The sequence below is a fragment of the Psychromonas sp. KJ10-2 genome, assembly GCF_047323255.1.
Lineage (GTDB): Bacteria > Pseudomonadota > Gammaproteobacteria > Enterobacterales > Psychromonadaceae > Psychromonas.
Window position 1 is genome coordinate 64,983 of the sequence record NZ_CP178827.1, and the last position, 15,549, is coordinate 80,531.

A 15,549-nucleotide genomic window follows, 5' to 3' on the forward strand; every position below is an offset into this window, starting at 1 on the left:
AAATGAAAAACAAATTAATTATCGCTTTGACGCTTTTATGGTGCACCTTATCTGCTGCACATGCTCAAACAGACAGTGAATTATTACAACAAAAATTGGCTAAAGTGAGCACCATGCAAGCAGATTTTTCACAACAAGTGATCAGTGCGCAAGGTGACTTGATTCAACAAAGTGTGGGTAAACTAACCATTGCTCGTCCGGGTAATTTTTATTGGCAGGTCACATCACCAGATGAGGAGTTAATTGTATCCAATGGTGTTGATATGTGGTTATACAGTCCGTTCATTGAACAAGTGACGATTATGAACTTTTCTGATGCGATTGCAGGTACTCCCTTTGCGTTGTTGTCTGGTGCTGATGCTTCTGAGTGGCAAAACTTCGATGTGCAACAGAAGGAAGGTGCATTTGTTGTGGCTAATAAACAGAATAAAGTGAATGCTAACCAGTTTACTTTTGTATTTGATAAAGCTGACCATATCAGTCAATTTTCAGTTAAAGAAGCACAAGGTCAGACAAGTACTTTTACTCTTAGTAACAATAAAACAGCCTCTAACCTGTCAGACGATTTCTTTGAGTTTGAGATACCTGCAGGTATTGAGATAGATGACCAACGCTAATGCAAGATCTCTTTTCATTTGATAATCAATTTCAACCCTTGGCTGCACGTATGCGGCCAAGAAACTTTGACCAATATATTGGCCAATCTCACCTAATAGCAAAAGACAAACCACTGCGAAAAGCATTAGAATCAGGTTATGCTCATTCGATGATTTTGTGGGGACCGCCTGGTACAGGAAAAACCACTTTAGCAGAGCTAATCGCTGAGTATTGTGATGCACACGTAGAGCGACTTTCAGCAGTGACATCAGGGATTAAAGAGATTCGTTCTGCCATTGATGTTGCAAAACAAAATCAAGCAGCAGGCCGCCGTACTTTATTGTTTGTTGATGAAGTACATCGTTTTAATAAAAGTCAGCAAGATGCTTTTCTACCTTATATTGAAGATGGTACTTTCTTGTTTATCGGCGCCACTACCGAAAACCCATCCTTTGAGCTGAATAACGCATTGCTTTCTCGGGCTCGTGTTTACCTATTAAAAAAACTAACCGAAGCGGAAATAGTAGAAGTGATTGAACAAGCTTGCCAATCATCAATAGGATTAGCTGAGCAAAAAATTGAGTTTGCGGAGGGTGTGTTAGATAAGTTAGCGCAGCTAGTACAAGGTGATGCTCGAAAAGCCTTAAATTACTTAGAGTTATTAAGTGATATGGGCGAGCAACATAACGATAAGTTAGTGATTGATATTGCCTTATTAATGGAGATTGCAGGTCGAGAAGGAGTGAGCTTTGATAAACAAGGTGATCTTTTTTATGACCTGATTTCTGCGTTTCATAAATCAGTGCGCGGCTCTGATCCTGATGCTGCATTGTATTGGTATGCTCGTATGTTGGCGGGAGGATGTGACCCTTTATATGTGGCAAGGCGATTATTAGCGATAGCTTCGGAAGACATTGGAAATGCAGACCCAAGAGCGATGCAAGTTGCCATATCTGCCTGGGATTGTTTCACTCGAATTGGCCCTAAAGAGGGCGAGCGGGCAATTGCTCAAGCTGCTGTTTATTGTGCCTGTGCGGCTAAAAGTAATGCGGTATATACGGCCTTTGCAAAAGCCAAACAAGCGGTAGAGGCTTACCCTGATTTAGAAGTGCCTGTGCATTTACGTAATGCACCAACAGAATTAATGAAGTCATTAAATTATGGCGAAGGTTATCGTTATGCACATGATGAGCTAGGTGCTTATGCTGCCGGCGAAGTTTACCTACCAGAAGCATTAGCAGGTATGGCGTTTTATCATCCTGTAGAGCGTGGTTTAGAAACTAAAATTGCAGAAAAACTACGTTATTTAAAACATAACGATCAACAAAGTGATAAAAAACGCTATTAACGATGAGTCCGTTCTAATAGCGTATGTTTAAGGATGTAAAATGAACAATCTTATGGTGAATATTGCTTTTGTTGCTTTTGGCGGCGCATTTGGGGCAACTTTCCGTTATTTAATTGGTATTGGTATGGTTAGCCTCTTTGGAAAAGGTTTTCCTTTTGCTACACTTACGGTCAATGTGATTGGCTCACTGATAATGGGTTGTATTTATCAGTTAGTTCAACAAGAAACAATCTCCTCTTCACCTTGGTGGCCATTAATTGGTGTAGGTTTTTTAGGTGCATTAACCACATTCTCTTCATTTTCCATGGATAGCTTGTTATTGATTCAACAGGGCGAGTTATTGAAGGCGATGTTGAATGTGGTATTAAATGTGATGGTATGCTTATTAGCAGCATATCTAGGTACTTTATTAGTTTTGAAAAGTTAGGGAATAAGATGTTAGACGCAAAGTTTCTACGTAATGATATTGAGCAAACGGCTGAACAGTTAAAAAGACGTGGTTTCGATTTAGATGTTAATTTACTAAGTGAATTAGAAGAGAAAGAAAATCGTTACAAATGAGTGCCGAAAACTTGCAATCGGAGCGTAACACTCGTTCTAAAGATATTGGTCAAGCTGCAAAACGTGGTGAAGATATCAAACCATTACGTGAAGCAATGAACGAATTAAGTGACGCGTTAGAAAAAGCGAAAGAAGAGTTTGCTGTGGTTAGTGAGCAAATCAAAACAATCTCAGACAGAGTTCCTAATTTACCACATGAATCTGCACCGATTGGTAAAGATGAAAGTGAAAATGTTGAAGTATCAACTTGGGGCACGCCTAAGCAATATGACTTTGAAGTAAAAGACCATGTTGAACTTGGTGAAGCGCTTGGCGGTTTAGACTTTAAATCAGCGGTTAAAATCTCTGGTTCTCGTTTTATCGTTATGCAAGGTCAAATTGCTAAATTACACCGTTCATTAGCACAGTACATGCTTAACTTACATACTAACGAACACGGTTATACTGAAATGTATGTGCCTTACTTAGTTAATGCAGATAGCTTATACGGTACTAGTCAATTACCTAAATTTGGAGATGACCTATTCAATACGAATCCGGCAACGGAAGAGGGTATTGGCATGTCATTAATCCCAACGGCTGAAGTGCCATTAACCAACATGAGCCGTGATGTGATTTATGATGAAACAGATTTACCAATTAAAATGACTGCCCATACACCTTGTTTCCGAAGTGAAGCTGGGTCTTACGGTCGTGATACTCGTGGTCTTATCCGTCAGCATCAATTCGATAAAGTAGAAATGGTACAACTTGTTCACCCTGAAAAAAGCTTTGAAGCTTTAGAAGAGTTAACAGGTCACGCAGAACAAGTATTGAAAAACTTAGAACTACCTTACCGTAAAGTTGTATTGTGTACGGGCGATATGGGGTTCAGTGCCACTAAGACTTATGATTTAGAAGTATGGTTACCAGCACAAGATACTTACCGTGAAATCTCTTCATGTTCTAATGTCGGTGATTTCCAAGCGCGTCGTTTACAAGCAAGATTCCGTCGTGCTGGTGCGAAAAAACCTGAATTACTTCATACTTTAAATGGTTCTGGTTTAGCGGTAGGCCGTACATTAGTGGCTATTTTAGAAAACTATCAATGTGCCGATGGTCGTATTGAAATCCCAGCTGTATTACAAAGCTACATGGGTGGTTTAACACATATTGGTTAAATTAGACTAATAGTAAGTTAACGAAAAAAGGAGCTTTATGCTCCTTTTTTGTTTTTTGCTTTAGTGTTTTATTTATCTGTAAAGGTTATTCATCATCGTTATAGTCACTTAGGACTAAGTTTGCAGCAGCAAATGCCGCTGACTCTCTGACTTGCTCTGGTAAGTTCGTATCTTGGGCTATTTCATCCAAGGTATTAATTGCGCAGGTGATTGCTTTAGGTACATAAGCAGTATCACCGCTACCAATAAGGTTAATAAGGTTTTTGGTTTTTTCACTGTATTTGAACATAGTCGATCCTTATGAAAACACATTTCGCTAAGTGTTGTTTGAGTCTTGTTGTGTAATGATGGCTGTTTTAATAAAACAGGCTATGAAATCAGTATAAACAAGACAACCCATCAAAAAATGATTCAGGTCAATTTTACCTAGATAAACTTCTGCTTCTTATAGTTAACCCTCTACTATTCAAGCAGCTAAAATGATTAATGCGTTTGAATATTTCATTTCAACTCTATCTATTCTTAAGCTTAACCATCAGGCTTGTATTTAAACCATTAATTATTGATTACAGTATATAAAGCAACTGGTATTAGTTTGTTGCGCATCTGCTTCAATAATTGCACGAGCTTGTGAAGATAAGTCGTTCACCAAGTTACTACGGTGCAATAATTGTTACTTTTTAATAACGCTGATAGCAGGGTTAATTGATTGTTTACTTTGCTTGAATCAATCATCAATACACGGCTTTTATCGATGCCTGCTGCTTGAAAGAATTGTGTGTTTGGTTTCCTGGTGGTGCTAGGAATAATATCCAACCTTGGTCTTCACCCGCCTGTATATGCGATAACAGTTTTTGATAGTTATTCTCTTGATAATGCACATTGACTAACTCAGCACTTATTGTTGTTTCTGGCTCATAATCTTGTAATAAAAATGAGTTAGCTTGTGTTGTTGTCATTAATCTAGATAGCATATGATTCACCTGTATAAATAAACACTGTATGTAACAACAGTATTCTTATTTTTTGTAATGATCAAGTAAATTTTGCCTATATTGCTCATTTTTTGTGTTTTGTGGTTAAGTTTTGAACGCGCTTATAGTCTAGATGAGGTACTTAAATGGTTTATTGGCGGAGGTCATCACTTAAAACTAATATAATACTGGATCGATTGAGTGTTTCAGAAACGTGCACGTATTGAAGTCTTTTTATTAATCTCACTAATCACTAGGCATAAAAAAACCTGCAAGCGCAGGTTTAATTGAAGTTTACTGAATGGTGAATAGTTTGGTTATTTACAAACTTTGCTCACCACCGAATATCTCTACTAATGAGGGGACAAGTTGTTTTATCTCTCCGGTCATCAAAATAAAGTCTGCATCAAAACGCGCTGCAAAATCATCTGCTTCTATGTGTTCATTTTGTTCTTGTAGTACGTCAGAGAATTTCAGACGCTTCAGGGCAAACTCTTCACCAATCACAAAAGAGATACTATCAGCCCAGTTTAGCGCTAGTTTAGTAACAAATTTATCTGAATCGAGGTGTTTCTTTATCTCTTCTGAAAGCAGGTCTTGTTGCTTACAACGAATAATACCGCCACCTTCTAGCGCAGAGCATAGTTCCGCCTCATCTTCTAATTGGAAGTTAGCAGGGATGTTGCCTTCTACTAACCAGTCTGTCATCACTACATCGGTTTGGTTTTGAAGTTGAACTGGGACTACTGGTAAACTACCTAGGGTTTTACGTAAAAGAGAGATAAGCTCTTCTGCTTTACGAGCACTTGAGCAATCAACATATAGCATGTTGGTTTCATTATCTATCCAAGCGAAAGTTTGAGAAGTGCGGCTAAATGCACGTGGCAATAACTGCATGATAATATCTTCTTTAAGGCTATCTTTTTCTTTTTCTTTAACGCGCGGCCTTGTTCTAATTCAATTGCTTCAACACGTTCATTGAGTTGATCTTTGATCACCCCAGCAGGTAACATCTTTTCTTCTTTTTTAAGGCAAATTAAAATCTGTTTTTGGTGGATGTGAGTGTACATACTGCCACTTTTACCCATTGGAAATACCCAGCCCAGTTTAGAAATATCTTGGCTACCACAAGGTTTAAATTTAAATTCCTCTAGGTTTCTTTCTAGTGCGCTGTCGTCCTGTTCCATAGGGCGAGTAAAACGATAAACTTGAAGGTTTTTAAAAAACATGAAATGCACCTTAATCTGTAAGAGGTAAAAGAGCATCGAGTGTAAATGATTTTATATCAAGCATCAAAATTTGCGTGACCATGCAGTCATTAATTTATTATGATTTACTCATTTTGATATATAAATTTGCTTTTTTACTGTTGTTTGTGGCTATACTGGTGCAAAGGCTTCTTTTTATTAGATTAAATAATGTTAATTTCGTATTTTTATGCTTTTATCTACTCAATAATGAAGCCATCAGAATATTATTAATTCTATGCATAACATTTTGCGTTATAAAAATTAACCCAAAGAGGGCCTTGTGTCTTTTAAAGGTTAACTTGATTAATCGCCAAATAACGACAATATGTTAATTCTTTAATAGTCGTTATCTTTAGGTAAGTTACGATTAGCATGTACGATATTAAACAGTGCCACCTTAAAGCTAATTTTCTGTATTGGAATATTTGCAATGACACAATCTATAGATCAATAAATGAGTCGTTAGGTTGAGATAGGATAGTAGCTTCTTATTCTCCAGTGGTATTAGTAACTAAAAAAATTATTGTTTTATCAGGATATGGATTTTATATGGAAATTACTCGAGCAATGATTAGCTTAAGATCGAAACATCACCATTATTTCGCAATGTTTATGTTGGTTTTCTCTAAGTCAGGCTATCTTTGTTAACCAGGCTCACGCAGAGTCTGAAGCCGTTTATGACGACTTACCTAGCTTAGATTTTGACAGTTTAATGGCGGCTGATATACAGGTTACTTCAGCCATGAAACGTCTGCAAAATAAGTCCGATACGGCTGCCTCCATTTATGTACTTACACATAATGAAATCATTCAATCAGGTGTTACCTCAGTTGCACAAGCCTTAACGTTAGTACCAGGTATGCAAGTGCGTAAGTTAGATAATAATCAATGGGCTATTACTAGTCGAAGTACGGCAGGACGCCACTCCAGCAAATTATTAGTGATGATTGATGGGCAGAGCATCTCTAACCCTGGCTTTGCTGGTGTGTACTGGGAGGCGATTAATGTACCTCTTTATGATATAGAACGGATTGAAGTGATACGTGGTCAGGGTGGTTTATTATGGGGAAGTAATGCCACCAATGGTGTGGTAAATATTATTACTAAACACACTATGGATACCCGTGACAATCTTGTACAAGTCGCGACGGGGACAAAGCAGGATTATAAAGCTGATTTTCGAGTTGGTGGGGATCTGTCCAACTATAGCTCGTTTAGAGTATCAGGTGGCATTGAGAAAAGTGATGCTGCCAATAAAAGTGACAGAGAACTCTCTGCAAATGATGATGGTAAAAAACAAAATATAAATGCGCGAGGGGATATAAATATCAATGATGATTTATCCTTATTAGCGCAATTCTGGTACAACAATATAGATATGGGACAGAATTTACGTCTTGCTGACCTTAACACTAACTTAGCGACCCCTGTTGTTGATCAATACTCTCTTGATTACTTGCAATTAATGACCCGATTAGACCATCGTTTATCTTCTGATTCTAATCAAATGTTACAAGCTTCCTTTAGTTCACAACGTGGTGACCAGGCTTATTATAGAGATCGATTTTTAACCACTGATATTGATTATCAAATGAACACGCTCATTAAAAATACTCAATTTGATTGGGGCATTAATTATCGCTATACCGATGTGTTCATTGAAGAGAATGATTACTTTTCTAACATCAGTAACGTAAATCACTATGACCACTTTGGTGGGTTTGTTCAATTTCAATTTAATTTAGTGCCTGACAAGTTTAAGTTGATTGTGGGTAACCGTTCCGAAAGAAATAGCTTCACGGGGTGGGAGCATCAACCTATGGTGCGTTTTTTATGGACACCGGCATCTCGACATTCGATTTGGGGAGCCGTTTCACAGGGCGTTAGAATTCCTTCTTTCTTAGAATATAACAATACGGCTCGTATTCATTCAGCTTACGGTATTCGTACCGATATTGTTGGTAGCAATGATATTGATGCAGAAAAATCGGTATCTAAAGAGTTAGGCTACCGCTATAGCTTGAGTGACTTTGAAGTGGATGTTTCTTTATTTCATACAAAAGCCCGTAATGTGTTAGTGATTGAGCCTAATGTTAACGATACTTTTACTTATATTACTTATAACTTTTTATCTGAGGGTGAATTAACCACTTATGGTGGTGAGGCGACTGTACATTGGCGTCCTTATCAAAGATTAAGCACCGAGTTGGGGTATAGTTTTACCTCTTACCAATACGATTTACCTGAGGGAACAGAAGAAGCGATTGGTTACGATTCTTCTATGCGTCAAATCATGGCCAAAGCAAATTTTGAACTAACCAATGACCATCAGTTTTCTGTTATTTATCGAATTGAAGATGGAGAAGCTTACGATACAAGAGACTATGCAGTATTAGACGTAAGTTGGCGTTGGCAAGTTAATGAAATGCTCACTTTTTCCCTAACTGGTAACAACTTATTGTACGGTAAGCATATTGAGTATGGTAACTCAGGCGAAGCTTATACTATTGCCACCTATATTGAACCGAGTTATTTAGCTCAAATAACGGCAACATTCTAGGTATCATGCCATGTTAATTTCACGTAAATTTAGCATGCTATTGATTGGACTTCTACTCTTGACTGTCTCAGGAGAGTTATTCGCTACGCCAAGGGAAGAAGCGATAAAATCAGGGTTTATATACAATTTTGCTCGCTATTCTCAGGGAAAATGGTTTAATGCTAGCCATCAACATAACTATAATATCTGTAGTTTCAATTTAGATTTTGTCGTCACAGCCACTAAAACATTATTGCATATGAAGGTGGAGTCTCGTCCTGTTAACTTAAGATTGTTAACTAAGGATAATGTGGATCTAACGAGTTGTAATACTTTATTTATTTCAAAAGCTGATACGGATATTTGGAACACCATGGAAGAAAAACAACACTTTCCAAATATGATGTTAGTGGGAGAGTTTGACGGGTTTTTGGCCTCGGGAGGGCATATCAACTTTTTTATCGTTAGTGGTAAAATTCGATTTGAGGTCGCACCAAAACGTTTAAGAAAGTCAGGTATAAAAATGAGCTCTAAAGTACTGCGGTTAGGTAGAGTTTATGAAGAGAGGGCACAATGATTTTACCTCGTGCTTTAACCGAGTCATTAAATGCTAAGTTGTTAATGATTTTAATGGTAGTAGCTCTCTTTAGTAGCATGACTATTGCGGCTATGTTTACCGTTTATGAATTAAATGCTGTTACAAAAGCTGAACAGTCAAAGCTCAATTCAATCGCTAAGATTCTTGCACCTACCTTAACGGCTTCCCTTATCTTTCAAGATGAAGTGAGTGCTACAGAGCCATTAGAGTCATTACTTGGACAAAGTAATATTGTCAGCGCTACCATTAAAGATAATGATGGCAATCTATTTGTAGGGGTTTCTACAAAAAAGAACAATGAAGTTAAAATATTTAATAAATTGATGGTAAGTCATACACCTTTAATAATGAAAGGGGTAAGGCATGGTTTATTAAGTATTACTGCCGATTACTCTGTGATTGAGCGCAGCCTATTATTCTTTAGCTTATTTTTATTAGCCATATTAGCGTTAATTTTACTCCTGAGTTTTATACTGTCGTTATTCTTGCGAAAAAGTCTTATCTATCCGCTTACTCATTTAGCGCATGTTGCGGAGCGCGTCACTAAAACTAATAACTATAATTTACGCTCTAAAGTATTAACCAGTGATGAAGTTGGTAATCTGGCTAGCTGTTTTAACTCTATGCTAGAAACCATCAAACAGCGTGATAACTCATTGGAAGAAACAGTACAGCAGCGTACCAACGCATTAGAAATTGCTAATAATCAATTAACTACTCAAGCCTTTAGTGACCCTTTGTCTGGCTTACCTAATAGACGTTACATTCTAGATAAACTGTCGACTTTAGTTAATCGCAGTGAGACACATGAATTTGCCCTGTTAGGTTTAGATTTAGATGGCTTTAAAGAGATTAATGACACCATGGGCCATGATTTTGGTGATCTACTGTTGATTGAAGTGAGCAATTGTATTACCAATATTCTTGATGAATCGGCAATGTTAGCGAGATTAGGGGGGACGAGTTCCTTATTTTAGTGGAGGGGGCTGTAGGTAAAGCCGCTTTAAGTTCTCTATCTAACACCATTAATCAACAGTTAACTAAAGGTTTTTTGATTCAAGGAAAGCATGTATTTGTGACTACTAGTATTGGTATCGCCATTTTTCCCGAAGATGGAAGAACCGTTGAAAACTTAGTCAAGTATGCCGATTTGGCCATGTATAAATCAAAAGAAGCAGGGCGTAATAGCCATCACTTTTTCGAACAATGTATGTTGGATGCCGTGATTCAAAAGCATCAATTAGTCGAAGATTTACGACATAGTTTAGAGAATGACCAATTTGAATTGTACTACCAGCCGATTGTTAACTTATTAACTAATAAAATGTGTAAAGCAGAAGCCTTGATACGTTGGAATCATCCAGAGCGAGGCTTGGTCCCACCCATTGAGTTTATTGCCATTGCCGAAGAGGTGGGATTAATCTTAGAGATGGGTGAATGGGTCGCACGCAGGGCTGCTCGAGATCTTGCTGAGTTCAAACGATTAGGTGCTGCGGATGACTTTCAAATAAGTATCAATGTATCACCAGTTCAGTTTAAAGGTGATGGGCAATGGATGTTAGATTGGTTTAAGTACACAGAGTCACTGGGGTTACAACGAGACTCAATTATTATCGAAATCACTGAAAACTTATTAATGGAAAGTGAAGATTCAATTCGCTCACAACTTACTAAATTAAAAAAACGCGGCGTGGCTATTGCGATTGATGATTTTGGTGTGGGTTATTCCTCTTTATCATATCTGCAAAAAATGGATGTTGATGTTCTAAAGATTGATAAATCATTTGTTGATGAACTGGAAAATGAGAAAAATAGCCGCGAATTATGCCAAGTTATTATCATGATGGCGCATCACTTAGATATACAAGTGGTCGCTGAAGGGATAGAAAATGCAGCGCAAAAACATATTTTAACCGCTGCTGGTTGTGAATTTGGACAAGGTTATTTGTTTTCTAAACCCTTACCTATCAATACCTTTAAAAGACAATACTTTATTCACAGTTCTCCGATCGATCTAAGCTTAATTTAATTGATAACTAACTGCTTTAATAGTTGAATTCATACTTTTATGACAGTTGGTGTACAGTTGTAATATAAATGTAATGTTAGATGGTGATAATACTGTAATTTACAATACATAATGGTAGGTAGAGTTAATGGCGAGTCGAATTTTAGTAGTTGAAGATGAAGTTGCAATCAGAGATATGTTAAGTTTTGTATTAGAGCAACATGGCTATGAAACCTTAGAAGCTGATAACTATCAAGCTGCAATCACCCACTTACATGAACCATATCCAGATCTGATTTTATTAGATTGGATGTTCCCTGGGGGCAGTGGTATTCAGTTACTTAAATTCCTCAAACAAGATGAAATCTTACGTCAAATACCTGTTGTGATGTTAACAGCTCGTGGTGAAGAAGAAGATAAAGTACGCGGTTTAGAAAATGGTGCTGATGATTATGTCACTAAGCCTTTCTCTCCTAAAGAGCTGATGGCACGTTTGAAAACCGTAATGCGTCGTGTAAACCCAACGTCATTAGATGATACCTTGAAAGTGGGTAAATTAAAGTTAGATCCAGTTTCTCATCGTGCAACGTTAAATAATTCAGCTTTAGAAATGGGGCCTACTGAGTTTAAATTATTACATTTTTTCATGACTCACCCTGAACGCGTTTATAGCCGTGAACAATTGCTAAATAATGTATGGGGCACTAATGTATATGTTGAAGATCGCACCGTTGATGTTCATATTCGTCGTTTACGAAAAGCATTAGTTGATCATGACCATTTAGTGCAAACTGTTCGTGGTGCTGGATACCGTTTTTCAACGCGTTCATAGTCGGTTTAAGTGTTGTGAATAAAAGTAATAAATGACGAAGAATAGTCGTCCTAATGTAGAGTAGTGCATTTGAAAGTATATACATGGAAACAGTTGTCCTGGGCCATTTTCCTTATCTATGTGCCCGTTATTATTCTTGGTTTAATAACCGGTTGGTTAGTGGAGTTATTGTTAGTTTCTACCATAGTGCATATTGGCTGGCACTATTATTTTCTTAAAAATTAAATGATTGGTTGTGGGTGAGCAGAAGTACGGTGTTGCCACAAGGTAAATCAGTATGGGAACATGCCTATATTGGTATTCACAATATGCAACAACGAAATCGTAAACGACGTAATCGTTTAGCCAATGTAATCAGCCGATTTCGTGAAGGTTCAGAAGCATTGCCAGATGCGGTTGTTGTCTTTAAAAGTGATGGTGAAATTGTTTGGTGTAATCGCTTAGCACAATATCAGCTGGGTTTTAAATGGCCTGATGATGCTGGTGATAAGATTACTAATCTGATCCGCCACCCTGATTTTGTTGAGTATTTACGTAGTGAAGCTTATAACGAACCATTGGATCTTATCTCTCCTATTAATATTGAAAAAATACTTGAGTTTAGGGTCATGCCCTACGCTAAAAATCAGCGTTTATTGATTGTCCGTGACGTCACAAGTTATCGTCAAATGGATGAAACAAGACGTAACTTTGTCGCTAATGTTTCTCATGAGCTGCGTACACCATTAACGGTATTACAGGGCTATATTGAAATTTTAGAGATGAGCGCTCAAGACAACAAAATGCAGTTAAAGACCATCAACGTATTAGATCAACAAACGGCGAGAATGTGCTCTCTGGTTGAACAGTTAATGACCCTTTCAAAAATTGAAGGTGCTGCGACCTTAGATTTCTATGAAAGTATTAATATCCCTGCTTTATTAACTCAAATTGAAAATGAAGCGGTGACACTCGGGCGTAAAAAGTCGCAATCTGTTCAATTTAAAGTGGATCCTAAATTGTCGGTTGTTGGTGATGAAATGCAGTTAAGAAGTGCCATGGCTAACTTGGTTTATAATGCCATTAATTACACACCAGAAGGTGGCAGTATTAAAGTGTTATGGAAGAAATTACCAGAAGGCGCTTATTTCTGTGTGATGGATACAGGTGATGGTATTGCGTCTGAGCATATATTACATTTAACAGAACGTTTTTATCGTGTGGATGCATCACGTTCACGAGATACTGGTGGTTCAGGGCTAGGTTTGTCGATTGTTAAGCATGCTTTATCCCATTATGATACTCAGTTGCAAATTGAAAGTAATGTGGGTGAAGGCAGTCAGTTTTCATTTATCATTCCTAATAGTTACGTTCATTAGTCGTGAGCAGTAACTGGTGCGATTAGTTGAATATGGTTATTTACTTTTTGTTTAGTAAGTGATCATTATTCAACTAATATTGTGATTCTTTACGCTTTAATTAACCTTCCTATCAAAATATCTTTTATTAATTTTCAATTATTTAAAACACTTCATTAACGTTAATAACTACTCTATTATGATTAGCAATATTTAATATAACTGTAATACCGATTAATAATACCAATCATAGTAAGTAACTGATCTATTTTTTGTTAAAACAACTTATTTTTTCGTTGTAAGTTTCGTATAGGGAACAACCATTTACATTAACTTACGCCTCAAACTAAGCCATTTTTCCGGCGCAAAATTTAGATCAGTTATTTAATACAATTGGTATAAGATCGGTATCATTATGATAGGGATTATCAATGCAACCATTGCTGAGTGAGCTTGTTACCGCGGTTAGTCATGTATTATTAGGAAAAGATCAACAGGTTAAATTAGCCATCGCGTGTTTGATTGGTCGCGGACACCTGTTAATAGAAGATTTACCAGGAATGGGTAAAACCACTTTAGCCCACTGTTTAGGAAAAGTACTTGGGTTAGATTACCAGCGAGTGCAATTTACCAGTGATCTATTGCCTGCCGATATTCTTGGTGCTGCAGTATTTGATAAACAACAATCAACTTTCAACTTTCATCCTGGTCCTATTTTTACTCAGTTATTATTGGCCGATGAAATTAACCGTAGTACACCAAAAACACAAAGCGCCTTATTAGAAGCGATGGAAGAGGGACAAGTCAGCATAGAGGGAGAAACTCGCCAATTACCGACTCCTTTTTTTGTGATTGCCACGCAAAACCCGACCTCTCAATCGGGCACTTTTATGTTACCTGAATCGCAATTAGATCGGTTTTTAATGCGCCTCAGTTTAGGTTACCCAGATCAACAATCAGAACGTTTATTACTACAGGGTATAGATCCCCGCAGCCGTATTAATGAGATGCAACCAGTCTTAACACATCAACAGCTACAGTCATTGCAACAACAGGTGATGTTAGTGCGTTGCAGCGATCCATTATTAGATTATCTACAAAAGTTAGTGACCTTTACCCGTGAAGATGGTCGTTTCACCTATGGATTATCGCCACGTGGGGCACTGGCATGGCTAAGCGCAGCAAAAGCTTGGGCATTATTAGCAGGTCGAGATTATGTGATCCCAGAAGATATTCAAGTGGTGGCGCCCGCTGTATTAGGCCATAGAGTACGAGGTGATGAAGTAGAGCAAGGGCATGAGCATAATAATCTTATCGACTATCTCTTAGCATCGGTTGCGGTAATCTAACGGATGTTAAACCTAACTAACAGGTTATTCTCTCCAATAACGGTGTTGCAAGCGCTCTTTTTAGTTGGGTAGATAAACGTAATCCAGTGGCCACAACAGTCGCTTTGAATAGAAGAAACTTATATATATTCCCAAGCTTAACTGGGCTTTGTGTATTTACTTTAAGTAGTATTCTTTGGTTGTTGGGCACCAGCTATCAAAATAACCTCGTTTTGGCCTTAAGTTACCTGTTAGTCAGTTTAATGATGGTCGCCATTTTTCATACCTATGCCAATTTAGCGGGCTTAACCATTAAAGTATTAGGTGTTAAGCCTGTATTTGCTAATGAAACCGCTTATTTTAGTTTACAGCTTTCGGCTGCACAGCATAAGCATTATGAAAACTTAACCATTCGCTGGTGGCAAGGAGAAGCGGCTTGTTTTGATCTTCAACCAGGTCAAGTGTTACCGATACAGGTCGCACTAGATGCTCAAAAGCGAGGCATATTAACGCCAGGCAAGTTATTAATTGAAAGTCGTTTCCCTCTAGGGGTGATACGTTGCTGGACTTGGGTTAATTTACAAACTTCTGCGGTGGTATTTCCTCGTCCATTGAAAGTGCCTTTTCCGGTGCAGTTAGGCTGCGGAAATGCTGGAGAAAATGGTACAGGAGGGCAAGGTATGGAGGATTTTGATGGATTGAAAGTTTATCGCCCTGGAGATCCGATCAAACATATAGCCTGGAAGCATTATGCCCGCGAAAAAGGTTTATATTCCAAACAATATAGTGCGCAATTACAGCAAGATTGTTGGTTGGATTGGCAAGACTTTGCCCACTTCGAAGTTGAGCAAAGATTAAGTGCAATCTGTTATTGGGTACTTCAATTTGAGCGCACTCAGCAACCTTACGGTTTAATCATGCCAGATACTCAGATAAAACCAGCCATCGGTGAGCAACATCGTTTAACAGTGCTGACGCTATTAGCACGCTTTAATCTTGCGCGAGGTGTTTAAAACT

11 protein-coding genes and 5 pseudogenes are annotated in these 15,549 nt (G+C 37.8%); 13 read left to right on the plus strand and 3 right to left on the minus strand.

Annotated elements, in window-relative coordinates:
• Positions 1–2: 2 nt before the first annotated feature.
• The 4 genes and pseudogenes from lolA (at position 3) to serS (ending at position 3,666) form a co-directional block, all read left to right on the plus strand.
• The gene (lolA, locus tag ACLKL2_RS00305; protein WP_413692942.1) at positions 3–617 is read left to right on the plus strand and encodes an outer membrane lipoprotein chaperone LolA; all 615 of its coding nucleotides are present in this window, start codon (positions 3–5) and stop codon (positions 615–617) included.
• Complete coding sequence (locus ACLKL2_RS00310) at positions 617–1,945, plus strand: replication-associated recombination protein A (protein ID WP_413692943.1); 1,329 nt, start codon at positions 617–619, stop codon at positions 1,943–1,945. The genes lolA and ACLKL2_RS00310 overlap by 1 nt, the downstream gene beginning before the upstream one ends.
• Positions 1,946–1,985: 40 nt before the next feature.
• Positions 1,986–2,372 (plus strand): fluoride efflux transporter CrcB, encoded by a 387-nt coding sequence (gene crcB, locus ACLKL2_RS00315; RefSeq protein WP_113819150.1) that lies wholly within the window; start codon positions 1,986–1,988, stop codon positions 2,370–2,372.
• Between the two features lie 8 nt (positions 2,373–2,380).
• Positions 2,381–3,666 (plus strand): annotated as a pseudogene (gene serS, locus ACLKL2_RS00320) (serine--tRNA ligase).
• Between the two features lie 85 nt (positions 3,667–3,751).
• On the opposite strand, the gene ACLKL2_RS00325 reads toward serS, so the two are convergent.
• The 3 genes and pseudogenes from ACLKL2_RS00325 to rdgC form a co-directional block, all read right to left on the minus strand.
• Positions 3,752–3,955, minus strand: a complete 204-nt coding sequence (locus ACLKL2_RS00325; protein WP_113819148.1) for a YaeP family protein — start codon at positions 3,953–3,955, stop codon at positions 3,752–3,754.
• A gap of 445 nt (positions 3,956–4,400) precedes the next feature.
• Positions 4,401–4,640 carry a hypothetical protein gene (locus ACLKL2_RS00330; RefSeq protein ID WP_413692944.1) on the minus strand — a complete coding sequence of 80 codons (240 nt, stop codon included), beginning with the start codon at positions 4,638–4,640 and terminating at the stop codon, positions 4,401–4,403.
• Positions 4,641–4,961: 321 nt separating this feature from the next.
• Positions 4,962–5,905: pseudogene (gene rdgC / locus ACLKL2_RS00335) on the minus strand (recombination-associated protein RdgC).
• 727 nt (positions 5,906–6,632) lie between these two features.
• On the opposite strand from rdgC, the gene ACLKL2_RS00340 reads away from it, so the two are divergent.
• The 9 genes and pseudogenes from ACLKL2_RS00340 to ACLKL2_RS00380 all read left to right on the plus strand — a co-directional run bounded on the left by ACLKL2_RS00340 (position 6,633) and on the right by ACLKL2_RS00380 (position 15,545).
• Positions 6,633–8,450, plus strand: a complete 1,818-nt coding sequence (locus tag ACLKL2_RS00340; RefSeq protein WP_413692945.1) for a TonB-dependent receptor plug domain-containing protein — start codon at positions 6,633–6,635, stop codon at positions 8,448–8,450.
• A 10-nt stretch (positions 8,451–8,460) separates the two neighbouring features.
• Positions 8,461–9,006: a YfiR family protein gene (locus tag ACLKL2_RS00345; protein WP_413692946.1), complete on the plus strand. Its 546-nt coding sequence runs from the start codon at positions 8,461–8,463 to the stop codon at positions 9,004–9,006.
• A 92-nt stretch (positions 9,007–9,098) separates the two neighbouring features.
• Positions 9,099–9,317, plus strand: a pseudogene (locus tag ACLKL2_RS00350) (CHASE sensor domain-containing protein); the annotation flags it as partial.
• A 191-nt stretch (positions 9,318–9,508) separates the two neighbouring features.
• Positions 9,509–11,053 (plus strand): annotated as a pseudogene (locus ACLKL2_RS00355) (diguanylate cyclase domain-containing protein); the annotation flags it as partial.
• A gap of 130 nt (positions 11,054–11,183) precedes the next feature.
• On the plus strand, positions 11,184–11,867 hold the full coding sequence (gene phoB, locus ACLKL2_RS00360; RefSeq protein WP_113817711.1) for a phosphate regulon transcriptional regulator PhoB: 684 nt from the start codon (positions 11,184–11,186) through the stop codon (positions 11,865–11,867).
• Positions 11,868–11,987: 120 nt separating this feature from the next.
• A pseudogene (locus tag ACLKL2_RS00365) lies at positions 11,988–12,142 on the plus strand (phosphate regulon sensor protein PhoR); the annotation flags it as partial.
• Positions 12,122–13,225, plus strand: coding sequence for a phosphate regulon sensor histidine kinase PhoR (phoR, locus tag ACLKL2_RS00370; protein ID WP_413694377.1), 1,104 nt, complete (start codon positions 12,122–12,124; stop codon positions 13,223–13,225). The pseudogene ACLKL2_RS00365 and the gene phoR, both read left to right, overlap by 21 nt.
• 410 nt (positions 13,226–13,635) lie before the next feature.
• The gene (locus ACLKL2_RS00375) at positions 13,636–14,553 is read left to right on the plus strand and encodes an AAA family ATPase (RefSeq protein WP_413692947.1); all 918 of its coding nucleotides are present in this window, start codon (positions 13,636–13,638) and stop codon (positions 14,551–14,553) included.
• 86 nt (positions 14,554–14,639) lie between these two features.
• Positions 14,640–15,545 (plus strand): DUF58 domain-containing protein, encoded by a 906-nt coding sequence (locus tag ACLKL2_RS00380; RefSeq protein ID WP_413692948.1) that lies wholly within the window; start codon positions 14,640–14,642, stop codon positions 15,543–15,545.
• Positions 15,546–15,549: the final 4 nt, after the last annotated feature.

Excerpts from the sequence above, each read along its gene's own strand:
- ACLKL2_RS00375 (WP_413692947.1), top strand. The coding sequence starts at position 13,636 with ATGCAACCATTGCTGAGTGAGCTTGTTACCGCGGTTAGTCATGTATTA.
- phoB (WP_113817711.1), top strand. The coding sequence starts at position 11,184 with ATGGCGAGTCGAATTTTAGTAGTTGAAGATGAAGTTGCAATCAGAGAT.
- crcB (WP_113819150.1), top strand. The coding sequence starts at position 1,986 with ATGAACAATCTTATGGTGAATATTGCTTTTGTTGCTTTTGGCGGCGCA.
- ACLKL2_RS00325 (WP_113819148.1), bottom strand. The coding sequence starts at position 3,955 with ATGTTCAAATACAGTGAAAAAACCAAAAACCTTATTAACCTTATTGGT.
- ACLKL2_RS00345 (WP_413692946.1), top strand. The coding sequence starts at position 8,461 with ATGTTAATTTCACGTAAATTTAGCATGCTATTGATTGGACTTCTACTC.
- ACLKL2_RS00310 (WP_413692943.1), top strand. The coding sequence starts at position 617 with ATGCAAGATCTCTTTTCATTTGATAATCAATTTCAACCCTTGGCTGCA.
- lolA (WP_413692942.1), top strand. The coding sequence starts at position 3 with ATGAAAAACAAATTAATTATCGCTTTGACGCTTTTATGGTGCACCTTA.
- ACLKL2_RS00340 (WP_413692945.1), top strand. The coding sequence starts at position 6,633 with ATGAAACGTCTGCAAAATAAGTCCGATACGGCTGCCTCCATTTATGTA.
- ACLKL2_RS00330 (WP_413692944.1), bottom strand. The coding sequence starts at position 4,640 with ATGCTATCTAGATTAATGACAACAACACAAGCTAACTCATTTTTATTA.